Genomic DNA, 16571 nt, shown 5'->3' with positions numbered 1-16571 from the left:
GACACCGATGTTTGCCGCGATGTTACTTCCGCGGCTTCGCACGACATTTCGAGCCTCTCGCGGTTGACGACGGCCTCAGTCCAGAAGTGGCCAGCGGTCGATATATTCGTGTTCGCTCTTGCCGATGAAACTGCGGATGAGAACGAACTCGCGCGCGATCCAGCTGACCGGGTCGGCAAGCATCTGCTCGGGAACAGGCGCTTCATCGTAGAAAAGCGTCATGTGCGGCATGAAGCGAGGATTGTAGGAGAATGTCAGGCCGACAGCCCACATCTCCTTGGCCAGCTGCACATGCAGGTCCATCATTTCTTCGCTGCGCACGGCATTGCCCAGTGCAACCGCATTGGCGCTGGCAAAATGCATGACCCGGTCGAACATCACCTCGAATGGCGCTGCCTTGACGGTCGCCATCGCCGCCGACACGGCAACGACGACATCCTCCGGAAAATCGGCATATTTTCCGATCGCGTTCAGCGAGACATGCATCAGCGCCTGCGGACGCGGACCTTTCGACAACCCATGTCGTTGCGATACATCGCTGCCGATTTCAGCGGCCCGAAGCGCCACGTCGCGCTCCGGCACGATGGCGAGAAACAGATTGCTCTTTCCGGCATCATCGAATTTTCGCGCCTTCCCTCCAAATGCAAAAGACTTCTGATCACGACGCACGGCTTCATTCCCGGCTTTTCCAAGCATGGCAGACCTCATCCTTTTTGAATGGGACGATTATAGCCGAGTCAGATGCGAGATCAAGAACAAAACAGGAACATTGTGAATCTATTCCCACCCTGCGATAATTTTGGAATGGCCTGAAACGCTCATCTTTTGCAAAAACGTTGAATTTCGCCGAGCAGCGATAGCGGGCTTGGCTTCATCACGCGATCCCCGACCGTGCAAGAAACGGGTGGCATCGCCGCCGAAACTGGGAGAGGATGGAGCATGGCTTATAGGAGGAGCTGTAGGATGGCCCAGACAGCACAAAAATATCAGGTCTTCGAGACCGCTGGCGGTTACTGTGGCATCGCCTGGAACAACGTCGGCATCGTGCGTTTTCAGCTGCCGACGCGCAGCGCCGAGGCAACGACGCGAAATCTCCTGCGCCATATCCCTGACGCCGCACGCGCCGCACCAACGCCGCAAGTGAGTGAAGCCATCACCGCCGCGAAACGCTATTTCAACGGCGAAGAGATCGATTTTTCGGACGTCCGGCTCGATCTTGACGGGCAGAACGATTTCTTCAAGCAGGTCTATGCCGCCCTGCGCCGCGTCGGTTGGGGCCATACGACCACCTACGGCACCTTGGCCAAAGAGCTCGGGGCCGGTCCCGAAGCCGCCCGCGATGTCGGACAGGCCATGGCAAAGAACCCGGTTCCGCTGATCATCCCGTGCCATCGGGTGCTCGCCGCCGGCCGCAAGGTCGGCGGGTTTTCCGCTCCCGGCGGTGCAACCGCCAAAGTCCATATGCTGGAACTGGAAGGGGTCCATCTCGGACCGCTGGAGCCGGCACAGCAATCGCTCGCGCTGTGATTTTCACGCGTCTGCGCACGCGCGGAACGCCACACTTTCCACCAGTTGCCGCCATCATCGCCGACACAGACAGAAATCGGTTTTAAGGCGGATCGAAGGGAACGTCGCGGCTTTTCCGTTTACTAATGCGAGCAACAGCAACAACTGAACGCCGATCTTGGCCAATCCAGTTCGCCACGCAATTGCCTCAACGGTATATGACTGTTGAAACAATCGTGGCGGCGTCTGCGTCCGCAGGTGTCCTTCTCGACGACGTCGGTGAGGAAACCGCGGCGCTGGCCGCGGTTTCCCTGCGCGCTATGTCAGCGCCGGCTCGCCCAACTCGCCAGCATATCTCATGCGAGCTTCGTCCTCGAACTCCTCCAGCGTCTTGCCGCGGGTTTCGGGCACCATGGTCGCGGTGAAAATCAGCGCCAACACGCCCAGAATGGCAAAGATGAAGAACGTCGGTGCGATGCCGAGTGCTTCGACGACCGGAGGAAACGCAAAGGCTACGACGGCATTGGCGATCCAGAGCATGAAGACGCAGACCCCCATCGCAAAGCTGCGGATCTTGAGGGGGAAGATCTCTGCCAGCAGCAACCAGACGAGAGGGCCGATCGTGCCCTGCATCGAAAACACGAACCCGACGACAAAGAGCAGGATGACATAGGGCTTCATGCCAATGTCCGGCATCAGTAGTGATGAAAGGCCGACGAGCAGATGGAAAGCGGTGATGAGGGCGAATCCGCCCAGCAGCATGACCCGCCTGTCGATCTTGTTCATCACGATGATACCGACCCAGACGCCCACCACGCTGAACAGGCCGTTCAAGGTATTGGCGAGGATCGCACCCTTGCTTGAAAAGCCGGCATCCTGCAGCAGCTGGGTCCCATAGTACATGATCGAGTTGATGCCGGTGAGCTGCTGGAAAACGCCGAGACCGATCCCGATCAAAAGCAGGCGACGGATCCAGGGCACGGTAAGATCTGCCCAACCGCCCATCTGGGCATCTTTTTCCTCTTTGGCCAGCATGTAGATCTCGGCCATCTCCGCCTCGGCCCGCGCAGGGCCGCGGATCTGCTTGAGGACCGCGAGTGCTTCCTTCTCGCGATTCTGCGACGACAGCCAACGTGGGCTCTCCGGCATGCGCAGCATACCGAGCAGCAGGACAATGGCGGGCAGGACTGCGACAACCAGCATATAGCGCCAGACGGCGTCGTTTTCGCCCCAGATGTTGAAGATGATCGCATTGATGACAAAGGCGGCGAACTGACCGCAGACGATCATCAGCTCGTTCCGGGTGACCAGGCTGCCGCGCCGCTCGTAGGGAGAGACCTCGGCCAGGTAGACTGGAACCGTGGTCGAGGCCCCGCCGACCGCCAGCCCCAACACGAAGCGGAAGAAGCCGAGGATCTGCCAGTTCGGCGACAGCACGCAGCCGATCGTGCCGACGCTGAAGACAAGCGCAAGGATCAAGATGTTGTGACGGCGTCCGTATTTGTCAGAGAGTTTGCCGCCGATGAGCGCCCCGATCGCCGCACCGAAGATCAGAATGCTGACCACGAAGCCTTCAATGGCGGGGGTCAGTCCCAAATCCGCCTTCATCGGTTCAAGCGCACCGTTGATCACGCCGGTATCGTAGCCGAACAACAGGCCACCGAAGGTGGCTATGACGGCAATTAGACCCAGCCGTTTGCTGTGCGATCCAGGCACATCCGCCGGCAAAGGCGTGTTAAGTCTCACAATATGAGTCAATTGACTTCTCCTCCTGTTTGACAGGTCCCGTCCGCGCATGATGGGCGCAGAGAGATCGAACATGACACCACTCCTCGGGTGGCGGCTCATCGAAATAAGCGTTCCAAACATATGGACATTTGGAATAAATGTTCGTAAAATATTGATTGTTTTCAATCACTTATGGAAGATTCTCCGCATTTATGGCATGAACGTTCTACGAGTGTTGCATTTATAGAACGAAACTACCGCGGGAATCGGCCGAATTTTTCAGGATAGCTGTGACGATGGGAAAAGACCGGAAACATCAGCGTGCAAGGCTCGACCACGTGGCAAAGCTGGCAGGCGTCGGCGTTGCGACCGTGGATCGGGTGCTCAACGAGCGAGGAAATGTCAGCGTCAAGACGGCCCACAGGGTCCTCGAGGCGGCCCGAGCGCTGCAGATCAACCGAATCCTTCCCAGCGCTCATCAGAAGATTGTCCGGATAGAACTGTTGCTAGCCCGCCCCGAAATCCCGCTTATTGCCCGCATGAGCGAGGAGTTTCGCAAAATACCAGCGACCATGGACCGTCCGGTTGTCGTCCAGCAGACGATTCTGGCAGACGAGAGACCCGACACCATGGCTCAAGCTCTTCGACGGACCCAGTGCGACGCAGTCATCGTCTACACCCAGGAGCACGACGCCATACATCGCGCGATCGGCGCGATCGCCGCCAAAGGTATACCGACCGTCACCATCATCTCTGATCTGCCGCGATCCCTGCGGCTTGCCTATGCGGGAATCGACCACCACAAAGCGGGAAGGACGGCCGGTTATTTCATCGAGAGCATGGTCCGCAAGGAGGGGGCCGTCCTTGTCCTTTGCAACCACCTCGGCTTTCAAGCCCACGCTGCGCGATTGCGAGGTTTCAAAGAGTTTCTCGACGGTTCTGCCCGTGGCCTCCACATTTCCGAAATATTGGAGGGGCACGACGACCACGTCCTCTCAGAACTGCTCCTTCGTCCTGCCTTGGCCCGGCGCCCGGACACGGTGGCGATTTATAACGTTGGCGGAGGAAACAGAGGCGTAGCGGCGGCCATTAAAAACCTGACACGCAATGATCGCCCCCTGTTTATCGGCCACGAGCTCACCGATGTAACCCGAGAGCTGCTGAACTCACGCCTGATGGCGCTGGCGATCGACCAGAATCCCGAAAAACAAGCGCGTCTTGCGCTGGAAATGGCTCTCGACCGGGTGGGATTTGTCGGAGTTCCGGGAACAAGCCCGGTTCACCAGCCGAGCTTACCCTTCACCATCTACAGCCCGGAGAACATTCTGGAATAAGACGAGCGAGACCGTGGGTTCCATGCCTTTGCTTCCGACAGGCACCAGACTACCGCGACGGTTGCTCCATTTCCTGTTCCCGGCGTGCAGGCCGCCATTCCGCAACACGCTGGATCACTGCGAAAAGAGGCGGGATGATGAAGAGACCGATCGTTGTCGCGGCTGCCATGCCGCCAAGGATGGTGACGCCCACCGCACGGCCGGCCCCGGCGCCGGCCCCAACCGCCAGCGCCAGAGGGACAATGCCGAAAATGAAGCCCAGCGCCGTCATCAGCACGGCGCGGAAACGCTGCTCGGCGCCAAGCCGGGCAGCTTCCGCTATCGATCGTCCCTCCTCGTGGCGTTCCTTGGCGAATTCGATGATCAGGATGGCATTCTTTGATGCGAGCCCGATCAGCAGTACGATGGCGATCTGTGTGTAGAGGCTGTTTTGCAGCCCGAACAGCATGAGTGCCCCGGTCGCGCCGAACAAGGCCGCCCCCAGCGACAGGATGACGGCGATGGGCAGCATCCAGCTTTCATACTGCGCCACCAGGAACAGATAGGCGAACAGAAAGGCGAGCCCGAAGATGATGGGCTCCTGACCGCTGCTGCGCTGTTCCTGGAACGACAGGCCGGACCACTCGAATCCATAGCCGGCAGGCAGCTCCTGTGCGGCCACACGTTTGACCGCCTCCATCGCCGCTCCGGAACTGCCGCCGGGCGCTGCCTGCCCGTTGATCGGGGCCGCCACCGACAGATTGTAGCGGGAGATGACGAAAGGCGCGAGCACGGTCGTCGTCGATACGACGGTCCTGAGCGGCACCATGGCGCCCGTCCGGCTGCGCACATGGAGATTGAGGAGGTCGTCTGCATTCGCGCGATGCTCGGCGTCCGCCTGGAGATTGACCTGGAAGACCCGCCCCTGCAGGGTGAAGTCGTTGACGTAGCGCGAACCGAAGCTGGCGCCGATGGTCGAATAGATGTCGGCCACGCTCACTCCCAGGGCTTCGGCACGGGTCCGGTCGACATCGACGTAAATCTGCGGAACGTCGGCGCTGAAGGTTGTCGCCACCCCGCCGATTTCCGGCTCCTGATTAACGGCTGCCACGAATGCGCGCACCACTTGGGCGATCTCCTCCGGCGACTGCCCCTGCAGCGCCTGGAGGCGCAGATCGAGGCCTCCGACCGCGCCGATGCCGGAAATGGCAGGCGGCGAAAAGACGGCGACATTGGCGCCCGGGATGGTCGAAAACTGTGCCCGCAACTTTGCAAGGATGGCGGTAAGCTGCAGTTCCGGAGTCTCGCGCTGCTCCCAGGGGTCGAGCGCGGCGACCATCATCGCTCCGTTGGGAGACGTCGTCCCCTGCAGGAGGCTGAAGCCGGCGATGGCAATGACGTTCTGGACGCCTTCGGTTGCCGACAAGTGATGCTCGATCTCGTCGACGATTGCCCGCGTGCGATCGAACGAGGCAGCGTCAGGAAGCTGGATATCCACGAACAGGGCACCCTGGTCCTCCTCCGGAATGAAGGTGGAGGGCAAGGTCGTGAACAGCAGGAAGGCACCCAGGAAGCAGGTGGCGAGTGCCGCCAGCGGTATGATCCACAGGCGCACCAGGAACCCGACGACCCGACCATAGCCGTTGCGTGTCTTGTTCACCAGGCGCGCGAACCAGGCGAGTGGACCACGCCGATACCCACCCTGCCCGCGCCTCAGAAAAATTGCGCTGAGTGCCGGGCTGAGCGTCAGGCCGACGATGGACGAGATAACCAGAGCGGCTGATAATGTGACCGCGAACTGGCGATAGAGCTGGCCGCTTATGCCCGACAGGAAGGCCGTCGGCGTCACGACCGCGAGCAGCACCAGGGTGGTCGAGATGATCGGCCCCGTGATCTGTCCCATCGCCTTGCGGGTGGCGCCCGCAGCGTCGATATCGGGATCGTCCTCGATGACGTGCTTGACGTTCTCGACGACGAGGATCGCGTCGTCCACGACCAGCCCGATCGCCAGGACGAGAGCCAGCAGCGAGATCGTGTTTATCGAGTATCCAAACGCCAAAAGGACGGCCATGGCGCCGAGCATCGAGACAGGGATGGCCAGTGCCGAAACCAATGTGGCGCGCCAATCCTGCAGGAACAGAAACGTGACGAAGAGCACAATGACGAAGGCCTCGAGGAGGATCTGGACGATCTGCGCCAGGCTGGCCCGGACGAAGCGCGTCGCATCGTAGACGACCTGGTATTCGAGGCCCGGCGGGAACCTGGGCGAAAGGCGGTCGAGCTCGGCTAGCACGGCGTTGGCGGTCTGGATAGCATTGGCACCGGGCGCCTGGTTTATCTGCAGCATCGCCGTTTCGCGCCCACCGAAACGCGCGCTCGAGGAATAATTCCGCGCGCCGAGTTCGATGCGGGCAAAATCGCTGAGCCGCACGATCGCGCCGGCGCCGCCTGTACGCACAACGATATCGCCGAACTCCTCCGGGGTCATGAGCCGGCCCTGGGCCACAAGCGTGTATTGCAATTCGGTGCCTTCTTGCGCCGGCGGTGCGCCGGCCTGGCCGAGCGAAGCCTGGATATTTTGCTGCTGGATGGCTGTCGCGACGTCGTCGACCGTAATGCCGAGCGCATCCATGCGGGTTGGATCCAACCATACGCGCATCGAATATTCAGACGCGCCGACGACAGCGGCCTCGCCGACACCTGCAACGCGCGAGATCGCATCGACGATTGTCGTCGCGGTGAAATTGGTGATCTCGAGCGCGTCGAGCTTGTTGTCCGGCGAATAGAAGGCGATGGCGAGCACGAAATCGGGCGATCGCGACCGCACGGACACCCCTTGCTGGGTCACAGCGGTAGGCAATTGGGAAAGCGCCAGTTGCGCCCTGTTCTGCACGTTGACCTGTGCGATATCCGGATCCGTGCCCACTTCGAACGTTACGGAAAGCGAATATTGCCCGGCATTCGAGCTTGTCGACGACATGTACATCATGTTGTCGACGCCGTTGATCGCCGTCTCCAGCGGCCCGCCGACGACATCGGCAATCACCTCCGCGCTGGCGCCGGGATAGGTGGCCGAGACCGTGACGGTCGGGGGCGTGATCTGGGGGTACTGCTGCACCGGCAGCGAAAAGATTGCGATCGCGCCGGCGATCGAAATGACGATGGAGATGACGATCGCCAGCCTGGTCCGGGTGATGAAGAGATTGGAAATCATGACCCGCCGCCAACGGGCTGGCCCTCACTCGGCTGTACCGTCATGCCTTCTGCGAGACGCTGGATTCCCTGGACGACGACCTGCTCGCCGCCGTCCAGACCCTTGTTGACCGCCCATCCGCTGCCGACGCGTGCACTCGTATCGATCCGTCGCAGCGAGACGGTATTGTTCGCACCAAGCAGATAGACGAAACGCCCCTCGCGATCCTGCAGTACCGCCGTCTGGGGCACCACCGGCAGGCGGGGCATCTCCTTTTCCTGCACATAGAGAGTGACGAACTGCCCGGGGACCAGGATGCGATGAGGATTGGGAAAGACTGCGCGGGCCGTGACCGTCCCGGTCTGTGGATCAACTTCGTTCTCGACAAATTCGATGCGGCCGGGCTTGTCGTATTCCGTTCCGTTGGCAAGGCGCAGCGAAAGCTGCAGCGTGTCGGGATCGAATGCTCCGCCGCCGGCCTCCTGCTGCCGAAACGTGACGAGCAGACCTTCGGTCATGGCGAAGGCGACACGCATCGGATCAAGACTGACGATGCGGGCCAACGAACCTGAATCGGACCCTACCAGATTCCCCACTGTGAACGTCGCGCGGCCGATATTGCCGGAGATGGGCGCCGCAATGCGGGCATATGACAAGTTCAGTTCGGCCGTACGCAGCGTCGCCTCGGCAACCTGCACGTCGGCAGCAGCGATCTCGAATGCCGCCTGGGCCTCCTCCAGGGCGGCCTGTGAGACCGTTCTTTGGGTGTTGAGGTTCCGGTTGCGCACCAGGGTCTGCTCGGCTGATTTCCGTGTCGCCTCAGCGCGCGCCACCTGCGCCCGAGCCGAGGCAACCAGGGCCTCAAGCTCATCCGGCTCGATTTCAAACAGCGTGTCGCCGGCTTTCACGGTCTGCCCATCCTTGAATTCCACGGCGCGCAGAAAGCCGGTGACGCGCGCTCGGATATCCACGGCCGCGATTGCTTCGACACGAGCCGTAAACCGTGCCGGATTGCTCACCTGCTGCACCTTGATCTTCTCGACGACAACGGCCGGAGGCGTGAGCCTTCCGTCGGGCTGCTGAGCGAACGAAATCGGACTGATGTAGATGGCCGCGGCGCCCGCCAGACAGACAATCATCAGGCGAGTGCGAGGAACAGGTCCGATCCATCGGCGCTTCTCGATCGTGCGATGTTGCCTGCAGGTCATCTTCATGGCCGTGCTCTGCGTATCGAGACAGAGATCGCAATGTAGGCACCACCGGCAACAAGCAGCGAAATACCTGCAATGGTGCCGGGCGTGTAGATCCGTGTGTACGGCAACTTTAAAGTTAGCGCCGCGCTGACCGCCAACCCGACCAACCCCGAAACCAGCAACCACCGCCAGCCGTCTTGCTCTCGCACCCTGAGCGCGAGGGCAATTTGCAGAAGGCCTTGGACGAGAAACACCAGGGCGATCAGGAGAGTGATCGCCAGGGCGCCTTTCAAGGGATTCAAAAAGATCAGGATGCCACCGACCAGTTCGACTGCGCCGGTCAGTTCCTGCCAGACGAACCCGCTCCAATCCCTGACCTGCAGGGACTGGATCATCTTCACTATGCCGGCGAGCGAGAGAACGCTTCCCAGGACAACGCTTGCTGCGAACGTAGAAACAGCCGGCAGCGCGACAGCGATCGCCCCGCAGACCGTGAGAACAATGCCCAGGAGCAGAAACCATCCCCATTTCGAATGGGGGGTATCTGTCCAATGTCTGCTATCGTTTCCCCTCGCGGAAACCTCGTCCATAGCAATTTGCCTCGTCCTCAGAGAATTTCCTCGCTCCAGAATCGCCTCATGCGTTGCCATTTTCCCGGGGCGGCTGATCGTCAGGGATTTCGCCGGGAATGTAGTTGGGAAGCCGCCCGGCCGGAATGATCGTCAGAAATGCCAGGCCCGCCATGATCAGCAGGCCGATCTTCAGCGCTCGCAGCCGCGCCTCGGTGTTGACGCGTACGGCCTCGGCTACCTGCTCCGCCGTAGCGCTCGTGCCCGCCATCACACTTTCCAGGCGGTCATTGCTGACGAAGTTGATGTTGTCGAGATCGACCTGCGCCTGAAGTTCGGGCGGCAGCACCGGGTTGTCGGCGATGTTGCGGAGCACGGCCGCGCTCAGCAAGCCGACGAGGAGGGCACCGGCGACTGCCGTTCCGACAGCCGCTGCGAGATTGTTGGTCGTGCCCCGCAACGAGCCGACGTCGCCGGCAATCTTCTTCGGCGAGGACGTGACCAGGACGTTGAACAGCAGCGTCACCAGGGATCCTTGCCCAATGCCGAACAACACGAGACCGATGAGGACGGGGACCGCGCTCCAGTCGTTGCGCACGACAAAGGCGAGCCACAGCAGCGCGATAGTGCACAGACTAAAGCCATAGCGCCCTATCTGCCGCGGCGTCAGCCGGTCGTAGAACCTGACGATCAGCATCGCGGCGAAGAAGACGGTCAGGTTGAACGGCAGCATGGCGACGGTCGTGGCGAGCGCTGAGCGGCCCTGCACGATTTGGATGTAGAGCGGCACCGAGAAGTTAAGCGCCGCCTCCAGCGCAACGACGGAAAACATCGCATAGACGGCCGCCCGCTCCTGCGGCGAATCGATGACTTCGAGCGGCAACAATGGCGTTCCTCCAGCAGCCTGACGCCTGTGTGTCCATGACAAAAAGGCCTGCCCGAGCACGATGCCAACCACGATCATCACCGGTGCGGGCGACAGGCCGAGGAGGCTGAACGGTGCACCGGGCCGCGCGAGCCCAAGACCCCACTGATTGAGGTTATTGAAGCCGAAGCTGATCAGAACGATCGCCACGGCCGCCAGAACCACGCCGACCATGTCTATCTGCACATCGCTTCGACCTTCGTCGGGCTTGAGGCGGAGGCTCAGGAGAAGAACGATCGCCGACAGGACGATCAGGATGCCGAATGCCGGCCTCCAGCCAATATAGGTGCCGAGTATGCCGCCGACGAGGAATGCGGCGACGCCCGCACCGGCACGCGCCGAACCCAGCGCGCCCAGCGCCGTGGCCTGCTGCCTGCCTCGGTAGTTTTCCGCGATCAGCGCAACAAGCGACGGCACGATCACCGCGCCGGCGGCGCCGCAGAGGGCCTGGGCGGCAATCATGAACGTCGCATTGGGGCTGAATGTCATCAGAACTTGCGCTATGCCGAACACCAGGACAGCCGCGCGAAAAACCTTCAGCGCGCCATAGCGTTGGTTGAGTTTGGCGCCGAGCATGACGAAGCCGGCAACGAGCATCGAGTAGGCGACGATGCCGGTCGCGACGGTTGTCGGCGGAACGTTGAAGCTTTGAACCATGCCGCCCAGCGCAACGGGCAGGGACGCCACATTGAAGGACATGATCACCTGGCCGAAAGCGATGGCGATCATCGGCACCCAGCTTTCCTGCGCCTCGGTTTGGGGGTGGGTCGCCGATACAGATGCCGTCGCCATTGTCTTTCTCCCATTGGTCAAACACGTTGCTGCGCGACAGGTCGAGACGGAACAGACTGTTGGGTTCACTCCTCGGGCTGTGAGACGAACAAATCCATTCCGAGCCGCTGCGACAGGAATTTCGCGACCAGCTGTCCCTTGACGCTGTTGCCGGCACGGTCGAGAGGCGGCGCGAAGGTTCCCAATCCGCCCTTGCCCGGCGAGACGGTGACGATGCCGCCGCCGATGCCGCTCTTGCCCGGAAGGCCGATGTCATAAAGCCAGTCGCCGGAGGTTTCGTAGAGCCCGGCGGTCGTCATGATCGCCAGCGCGTAGTGGCACACGGTAGCGCTGACGACCCGCTCCCTGGTGAGCGGATTCACGCCGCCGTCGGCGAGCGTCGCACCCATGACGGCCAGGTCTTTCGCGCTCACGTTGAGCGAGCATTGCCGCGTGTAGAGGTCGGTTGCCTCGGCCGGATCCGAATAGATGCGGTCGAGGCTCTGGAGCAGGCGGGCAATGCTCTGGTTGCGGAAATTGGTTTCGGATGCGGACGCATAGACCTCTTCGTTCAGCGGCAGCGGCCGACCAGCGAAACGCGACAGCCCGTCACGGATAAATCTCCACTTCTCGGCGGCATTTGCGCCGGGAACGAGGCTCGTCGTCGCGATGGCGCCTGCATTCACCATGGGGTTGGTTCTGCCGTCGGGACTCCATTCGACCCCGGCAAGGGAATTGAACGGCATCCCGGTGGCATTTGCGCCGAGGTGTTCGCGCGCCTGTTGCGGGCCGATCAGATCGCAAATCAATGCGAACAGGAACGGTTTCGACACGCTCATGATCGAGAATTCGTGCTCGGCATCCCCAACGGCAAAGATGCTGCCATCGGTTCCGACGACGCATACGCCGAACAGATCGGTCGCGACGCGCGCAAGCGCCGGATAAACCTGTGAGTTCTGGCCTTCTGCGTTCGATTTGAAGCGATCGTATGCTTCGGTGACCAACTCCGTCACGTGCTCGGGCGACGGCAGATGACCGGTCGAGATATAGGGGGCGTCGTGCTCTGCGAACGGGGTGTGCATGAAGCCTCTCTCCGTTGACCTGTTGAGCGCAGCAATACGCCTCGTCGCACATAAAACACTGAAGTCACGCCGCGCGGCCGGGATTGTGCAAACGAAACCTACAACCCGATTTTGCCGATGTCCTTAGCGGAGAATCCCACAACTTGGCATTGCGTCCCTTTTCTCGGGACGCAAGCCGTCACCTGAAAATGCAGGTCGGCCATATCGTCCACCGGCAGGCTTCATGGAGCCTGCAGGCTGACATCGCTGCTGGCAGAACGTTCGCTGGTCTTCGGCACGTGACGTTGAGCGGTCCTCAGGCCTGCAGCCGACGCAACAGCGCCCCAAGCCGGTCGCCGGGAGCAACCGTCTCGAGGCCACTGTCGGGCCGGCTTGGCAGATCCCTCCTGCCGGCTGCGCGCACCTCGCTGGGGCTGTAGCCGAATTCACGCCTGAAGGCGCGGCTGAACTCCGCCCCGTCAGCGAAACCGCGCTCTTCCCCGATATCCAGGATTCGGCGGCGGTCGGCGGGATCAGCCAGCGCAGCATGAGCGTCAAGCAAGCGGCGGTGCTGGATATAGTGAACAACCCCGCCGTAGGGTTCAAACAGGCGGTAGAGCCGAGAACGCGATATGCCCAATTCTCGCTGCAAGCTTGTGACGCCAAGGCCTGGAGCGATGACGTTCGCCTGCACAAAGCGCCGGGCGCGTTCGAGCAGAATGTTGGCAACTGGATCACCGGCCTCATCAAAATGATCAGGAGACGGAGCAACGCAGGCGAGAATCAGCGCCCGCGTCGCAGTCACCAGCTGAGGGAGGTCTCCGATTTTCAGTGATGGAAGGCACCGGGCAAGGCTGGTCATGTAGTCGCCGAAAAGTCTGGCCATCCCCTGCTCGAGCGTCGAGAATTCCGCAGGCTCCAGGACATGAGCCATGCCGCCGCAGAAGTCGCGCGGCACGACAAGCGACAGGAGTTCGCTGTCGGTCACGTATCCTTCGAAGACTTTGCCCAGCGAATGTATTTTCACCGATCCAGCGCCACCGCCGCACGTCCTGGCGGGAGCAACCGTCTGCCCGTCGCCCCGCAAGATCAGGGTGATCGTCCAATGGTCCATCGGCTCTCGCCGGACGTGTCCAGCCAAGCTGGCGAACCTCATGCCGCTGGTCTTGACATGAGAGAAAGCCAGACCGCCGAGATCCCAGGTCGTCTGCTCGCCAGCAAAGCCGCCAGCAAAATTGTCGGGCGCCGTTACATCGACCATCGGCGCATAGCTGTTGCGCCAGGCCGCAAACTGCTCCTCCGGAGGAAGATCAAGTGTCGAGAATTCGAAAGCGGGAACCGGGGACCTGTCCGGAAGGATTGGCTGCGCCTGAACGGCAACGCGACTTGGCGCGCGGTCGACCGCAGTCCCCGCCGGGGTGGAGAATGGTCGCGCAACCTGTTCTTGGGCGCAAGCCTTCATAGCGGCCTCGCTTGTCGTGTAAAGGTTCCCGCCGCCTCCGAGAGACGCGAGGCGGCGCGCCTCCATGACAATAGGAGGCCACCATTGCCGTAGAAGGAGTTCCGCGCCAACACAGCTCGCGATCGGCGCAAGCCAACGGCTGATCGTTGTCGCAGACCCAGTGGCAACATCTTTGCCTCGTAAAGGTGTCTCCTCGTGTCTATTCAATCTAAGCGAGTTTCGGATATTTCTCAAGACTTTCGCGATGCGACCAGCGCGGGCTTCCGTAATCAGGCTGCCGCTTCACCCTATCTGCCATTGAAGCGTCGGACTGTGCTCGGCGCGGGCCAGACCCGCGATGAGCCTGGCCCGCTCAATGCGGAAAATCGCTTCGATCGCCTGGCGCGTCTCGCCTGCAGTCATGCCGCCTTGTCGGCCAAAGCCATTAGGGAGGCAAGCAGGCTGCGGCCGGCGGTCTCAGTTGCCGCTAAGTTTCTCGCACGTCCGGTCATGGATTTCCGTGGTTTCCGGCGTCAGATTCTCATTGGAAATCAGCCATCTCATACAACGGCCGGATTTCGATCTCGCTCGGTCCCGGCATCGGATTGGGGCAGCGCTTCACCCAGGCGACCGCCTCGTCCATGTCCTTGACTTCCCAGAGCCAGAAGCCGGCGACCAACTCGCGGGTTTCGGCGAAGGGCCCATCGATGACCGTACGACCGGGACCATCGAACGCAATACGCTTGCCCTGCGAGGAGGGTTTGAGGCCATCGGCGTCGAGCAAGATGCCGGCATCGCGAAGCTCGTCATTAAATCTGCCCATCGCCTCCATCATCTCGTTCGTCTCGGGCGTGGGGAAAAAGCCCTTTTCGCTGTCTTCGGTAGCCTTCACGAACACAATTACACGCATCGTCTGTCTCCTTGTTTGAGCCGGCCTCATCGGCCTGGCATCGGAACGACGAACGGAGTGTCCGAAAATCGACAGCGCCCTGCAATTTTTTTCGACGGTTGAGGCGCAGGGCGCGATGGCCGTTTCCAGGTCAGGGGTCGCGATGGCGCGATCACCGAAATGAGGCGCTCAGCAGACCCGCCTTTGTGGACGCTGTTCTACGCTAGAGCCCTCTCACCCTTTGTAGCTGGTTTATTTCGTCCGAACTTTGGACGCAGGTCGGGATCTGAAATCCGAAGAAGGAGAGCAATGCCGCCTACCAGCAGTCAGGAATGGACCAGAAGGTGGCGGCACGGCAGTGCAATTCGCGGCCGAATCGACGCTATTGCCGCCGAGGGTATCCGCTCACTCCCACTCGATCGTACCCGGCGGCTTGCTCGTGACGTCGTAGACGACGCGGTTGATGCCGCGGACTTCGTTGATGATGCGGGTGGCGGCGCGGCCGAGGAATTCCATGTCGTAGTGGTAGAAATCCGCGGTCATGCCGTCGACCGAGGTGACGGCGCGCAGCGCGCAGACGAATTCGTAAGTGCGGCCATCGCCCATCACACCGACGGTCTGGACCGGCAGGAGCACGGCGAAAGCCTGCCAGATGGCGTCGTAGAGGCCGGCCTTGCGGATCTCGTCGAGATAGATGGCGTCGGCTTCGCGCAGGATTTCGAGTTTTTCGCGGGTGATGCCGCCGGGGCAGCGGATGGCGAGCCCCGGACCCGGGAAGGGATGACGGCCGATGAACGAGTCGGGCAGGCCAAGTTCCTTGCCGAGCACGCGGACTTCGTCCTTGAACAGCTCGCGCAGCGGCTCGACCAGCTGCATGTTCATGCGCGCCGGCAAGCCGCCGACATTGTGGTGCGACTTGATGGTGACCGAAGGTCCACCGGTGAAGGAGACGCTTTCGATGACGTCCGGATAGAGCGTGCCCTGCGCGAGAAACTCGGCGCCGCCGATCTTCTTGGCTTCCGCTTCGAACACATCGATGAACAGCCGGCCGATGGTCTTGCGCTTGGTTTCCGGATCGCTCTCGCCTTCGAGCGCATTGATGAAGAGGTCCGATGCATCGACGTGCACCAGATGCAGGTTGTAGTGCTCCTTGAACATGGCAACAACGTCGGCTGCCTCGTTCTTGCGCATCAGGCCATGGTCGACGAGAATGCAGGTCAACTGGTCGCCGACCGCCTCGTGGATCAGGAGAGCGGCGACAGAGCTGTCGACACCGCCGGACAGACCGCAGATGACGCGCTTGTCGCCCACTTGCTTGCGGATTTCGGCAATGGCCTTGTCGCGATAGGCGGCCATCGACCAGTCGCCCTTGAGGCCGGCGATCTTGTGGACGAAATTGGCAAGCAGCTTGGCGCCATCCGGCGTGTGCACGACTTCCGGGTGAAACTGCACCGCGTAGAACTTTCGTGCCTCGTTGGCGATGAAGGCGAAGGGAGCGTTCGGCGAGGTGGCGACGACTTCGAAGCCAGCCGGGATCGCCGTCACGCGGTCGCCATGGCTCATCCAGACCTGATGGCGGGAGCCTACGGTCCAAATGCCGTCGTAAAGCGCGCATTCCTTGTCGATCTCGATGAAGGCGCGGCCGAATTCGCGGTGATGGCCGGCCTCGACCTTGCCACCCAGCTGTTCGCACATGGTCTGCTGACCGTAGCAGATGCCGAGTACCGGAAGGCCGCTGTCGAACACCACCTGCGGCGCGCGCGGCGATCCGATATCCAGCGTCGAGGCCGGGCTGCCGGACAGGATGATCGCCTTCGGGTTCAGCCGCTTGAAGCCTTCGTCGGCGGACTGGAAGGGCACGATCTCGCAATAGACGCCGGTCTCGCGAACGCGCCGCGCGATCAGCTGCGTGACCTGGCTGCCGAAATCGATGATGAGAACGGTATCGGGATGGACTGTCGCTGTCATGACGCGCTTCCGCT

At 61.4% G+C, this 16571-nt stretch carries 12 protein-coding genes; 2 read left to right on the top strand and 10 right to left on the bottom strand.

The window, feature by feature from the left end; all coding sequences use genetic code 11:
- Nucleotides 1-75 precede the first annotated feature (75 nt).
- Entirely contained in the window at nt 76-669 is a 594-nt protein-coding gene (locus WI754_RS06955; protein WP_349436968.1) for a 2'-5' RNA ligase family protein, read from the bottom strand.
- A gap of 294 nt (nt 670-963) precedes the next feature.
- Between WI754_RS06955 and WI754_RS06950 the strand changes: the two genes are divergently transcribed.
- Nucleotides 964-1527 carry a methylated-DNA--[protein]-cysteine S-methyltransferase gene (locus tag WI754_RS06950; protein WP_349436967.1) on the top strand — a complete coding sequence of 188 codons (564 nt, stop codon included), beginning with the start codon at nt 964-966 and terminating at the stop codon, nt 1525-1527.
- 297 nt (nt 1528-1824) lie between these two features.
- Here the strand turns inward: WI754_RS06950 and WI754_RS06945 are convergent, their stop codons facing one another.
- Nucleotides 1825-3264, bottom strand: coding sequence for a sugar porter family MFS transporter (locus tag WI754_RS06945; protein WP_349436966.1), 1440 nt, complete (start codon nt 3262-3264; stop codon nt 1825-1827).
- A 266-nt stretch (nt 3265-3530) separates the two neighbouring features.
- Between WI754_RS06945 and WI754_RS06940 the strand changes: the two genes are divergently transcribed.
- The gene (locus WI754_RS06940) at nt 3531-4568 is read left to right on the top strand and encodes a LacI family DNA-binding transcriptional regulator (RefSeq protein WP_349436964.1); all 1038 of its coding nucleotides are present in this window, start codon (nt 3531-3533) and stop codon (nt 4566-4568) included.
- A 49-nt stretch (nt 4569-4617) separates the two neighbouring features.
- On the opposite strand, the gene WI754_RS06935 is transcribed toward WI754_RS06940, so the two are convergent.
- The 8 genes from WI754_RS06935 to guaA form a co-directional block, all read right to left on the bottom strand.
- Complete coding sequence (locus WI754_RS06935; RefSeq protein ID WP_349436963.1) at nt 4618-7761, bottom strand: efflux RND transporter permease subunit; 3144 nt, start codon at nt 7759-7761, stop codon at nt 4618-4620.
- Nucleotides 7758-8954 carry an efflux RND transporter periplasmic adaptor subunit gene (locus tag WI754_RS06930; protein ID WP_349436962.1) on the bottom strand — a complete coding sequence of 399 codons (1197 nt, stop codon included), beginning with the start codon at nt 8952-8954 and terminating at the stop codon, nt 7758-7760. The genes WI754_RS06935 and WI754_RS06930 overlap by 4 nt, the downstream gene beginning before the upstream one ends.
- Nucleotides 8951-9523 carry an HdeD family acid-resistance protein gene (locus tag WI754_RS06925; RefSeq protein WP_349436961.1) on the bottom strand — a complete coding sequence of 191 codons (573 nt, stop codon included), beginning with the start codon at nt 9521-9523 and terminating at the stop codon, nt 8951-8953. The genes WI754_RS06930 and WI754_RS06925 overlap by 4 nt, the downstream gene beginning before the upstream one ends.
- A gap of 46 nt (nt 9524-9569) precedes the next feature.
- Nucleotides 9570-11219: an MFS transporter gene (locus WI754_RS06920; RefSeq protein WP_349436960.1), complete on the bottom strand. Its 1650-nt coding sequence runs from the start codon at nt 11217-11219 to the stop codon at nt 9570-9572.
- Nucleotides 11220-11284: 65 nt separating this feature from the next.
- On the bottom strand, nt 11285-12280 hold the full coding sequence (gene glsA, locus WI754_RS06915; RefSeq protein ID WP_349436959.1) for a glutaminase A: 996 nt from the start codon (nt 12278-12280) through the stop codon (nt 11285-11287).
- Between the two features lie 295 nt (nt 12281-12575).
- Nucleotides 12576-13721 (bottom strand): helix-turn-helix domain-containing protein, encoded by a 1146-nt coding sequence (locus WI754_RS06910; protein ID WP_349436958.1) that lies wholly within the window; start codon nt 13719-13721, stop codon nt 12576-12578.
- A 520-nt stretch (nt 13722-14241) separates the two neighbouring features.
- Complete coding sequence (locus tag WI754_RS06905) at nt 14242-14610, bottom strand: YciI family protein (RefSeq protein ID WP_349436956.1); 369 nt, start codon at nt 14608-14610, stop codon at nt 14242-14244.
- Nucleotides 14611-14994: 384 nt separating this feature from the next.
- On the bottom strand, nt 14995-16557 hold the full coding sequence (guaA, locus tag WI754_RS06900) for a glutamine-hydrolyzing GMP synthase (protein ID WP_349436955.1): 1563 nt from the start codon (nt 16555-16557) through the stop codon (nt 14995-14997).
- Nucleotides 16558-16571 lie beyond the last annotated feature (14 nt).

Origin of the sequence: Pararhizobium sp. A13 (assembly GCF_040126305.1) — a bacterium.
Classification (GTDB): domain Bacteria; phylum Pseudomonadota; class Alphaproteobacteria; order Rhizobiales; family Rhizobiaceae; genus Pararhizobium.
The sequence above is the reverse complement of the archived record's forward strand: the minus strand, read 5'-3'. Positions and strand labels throughout refer to the sequence as shown.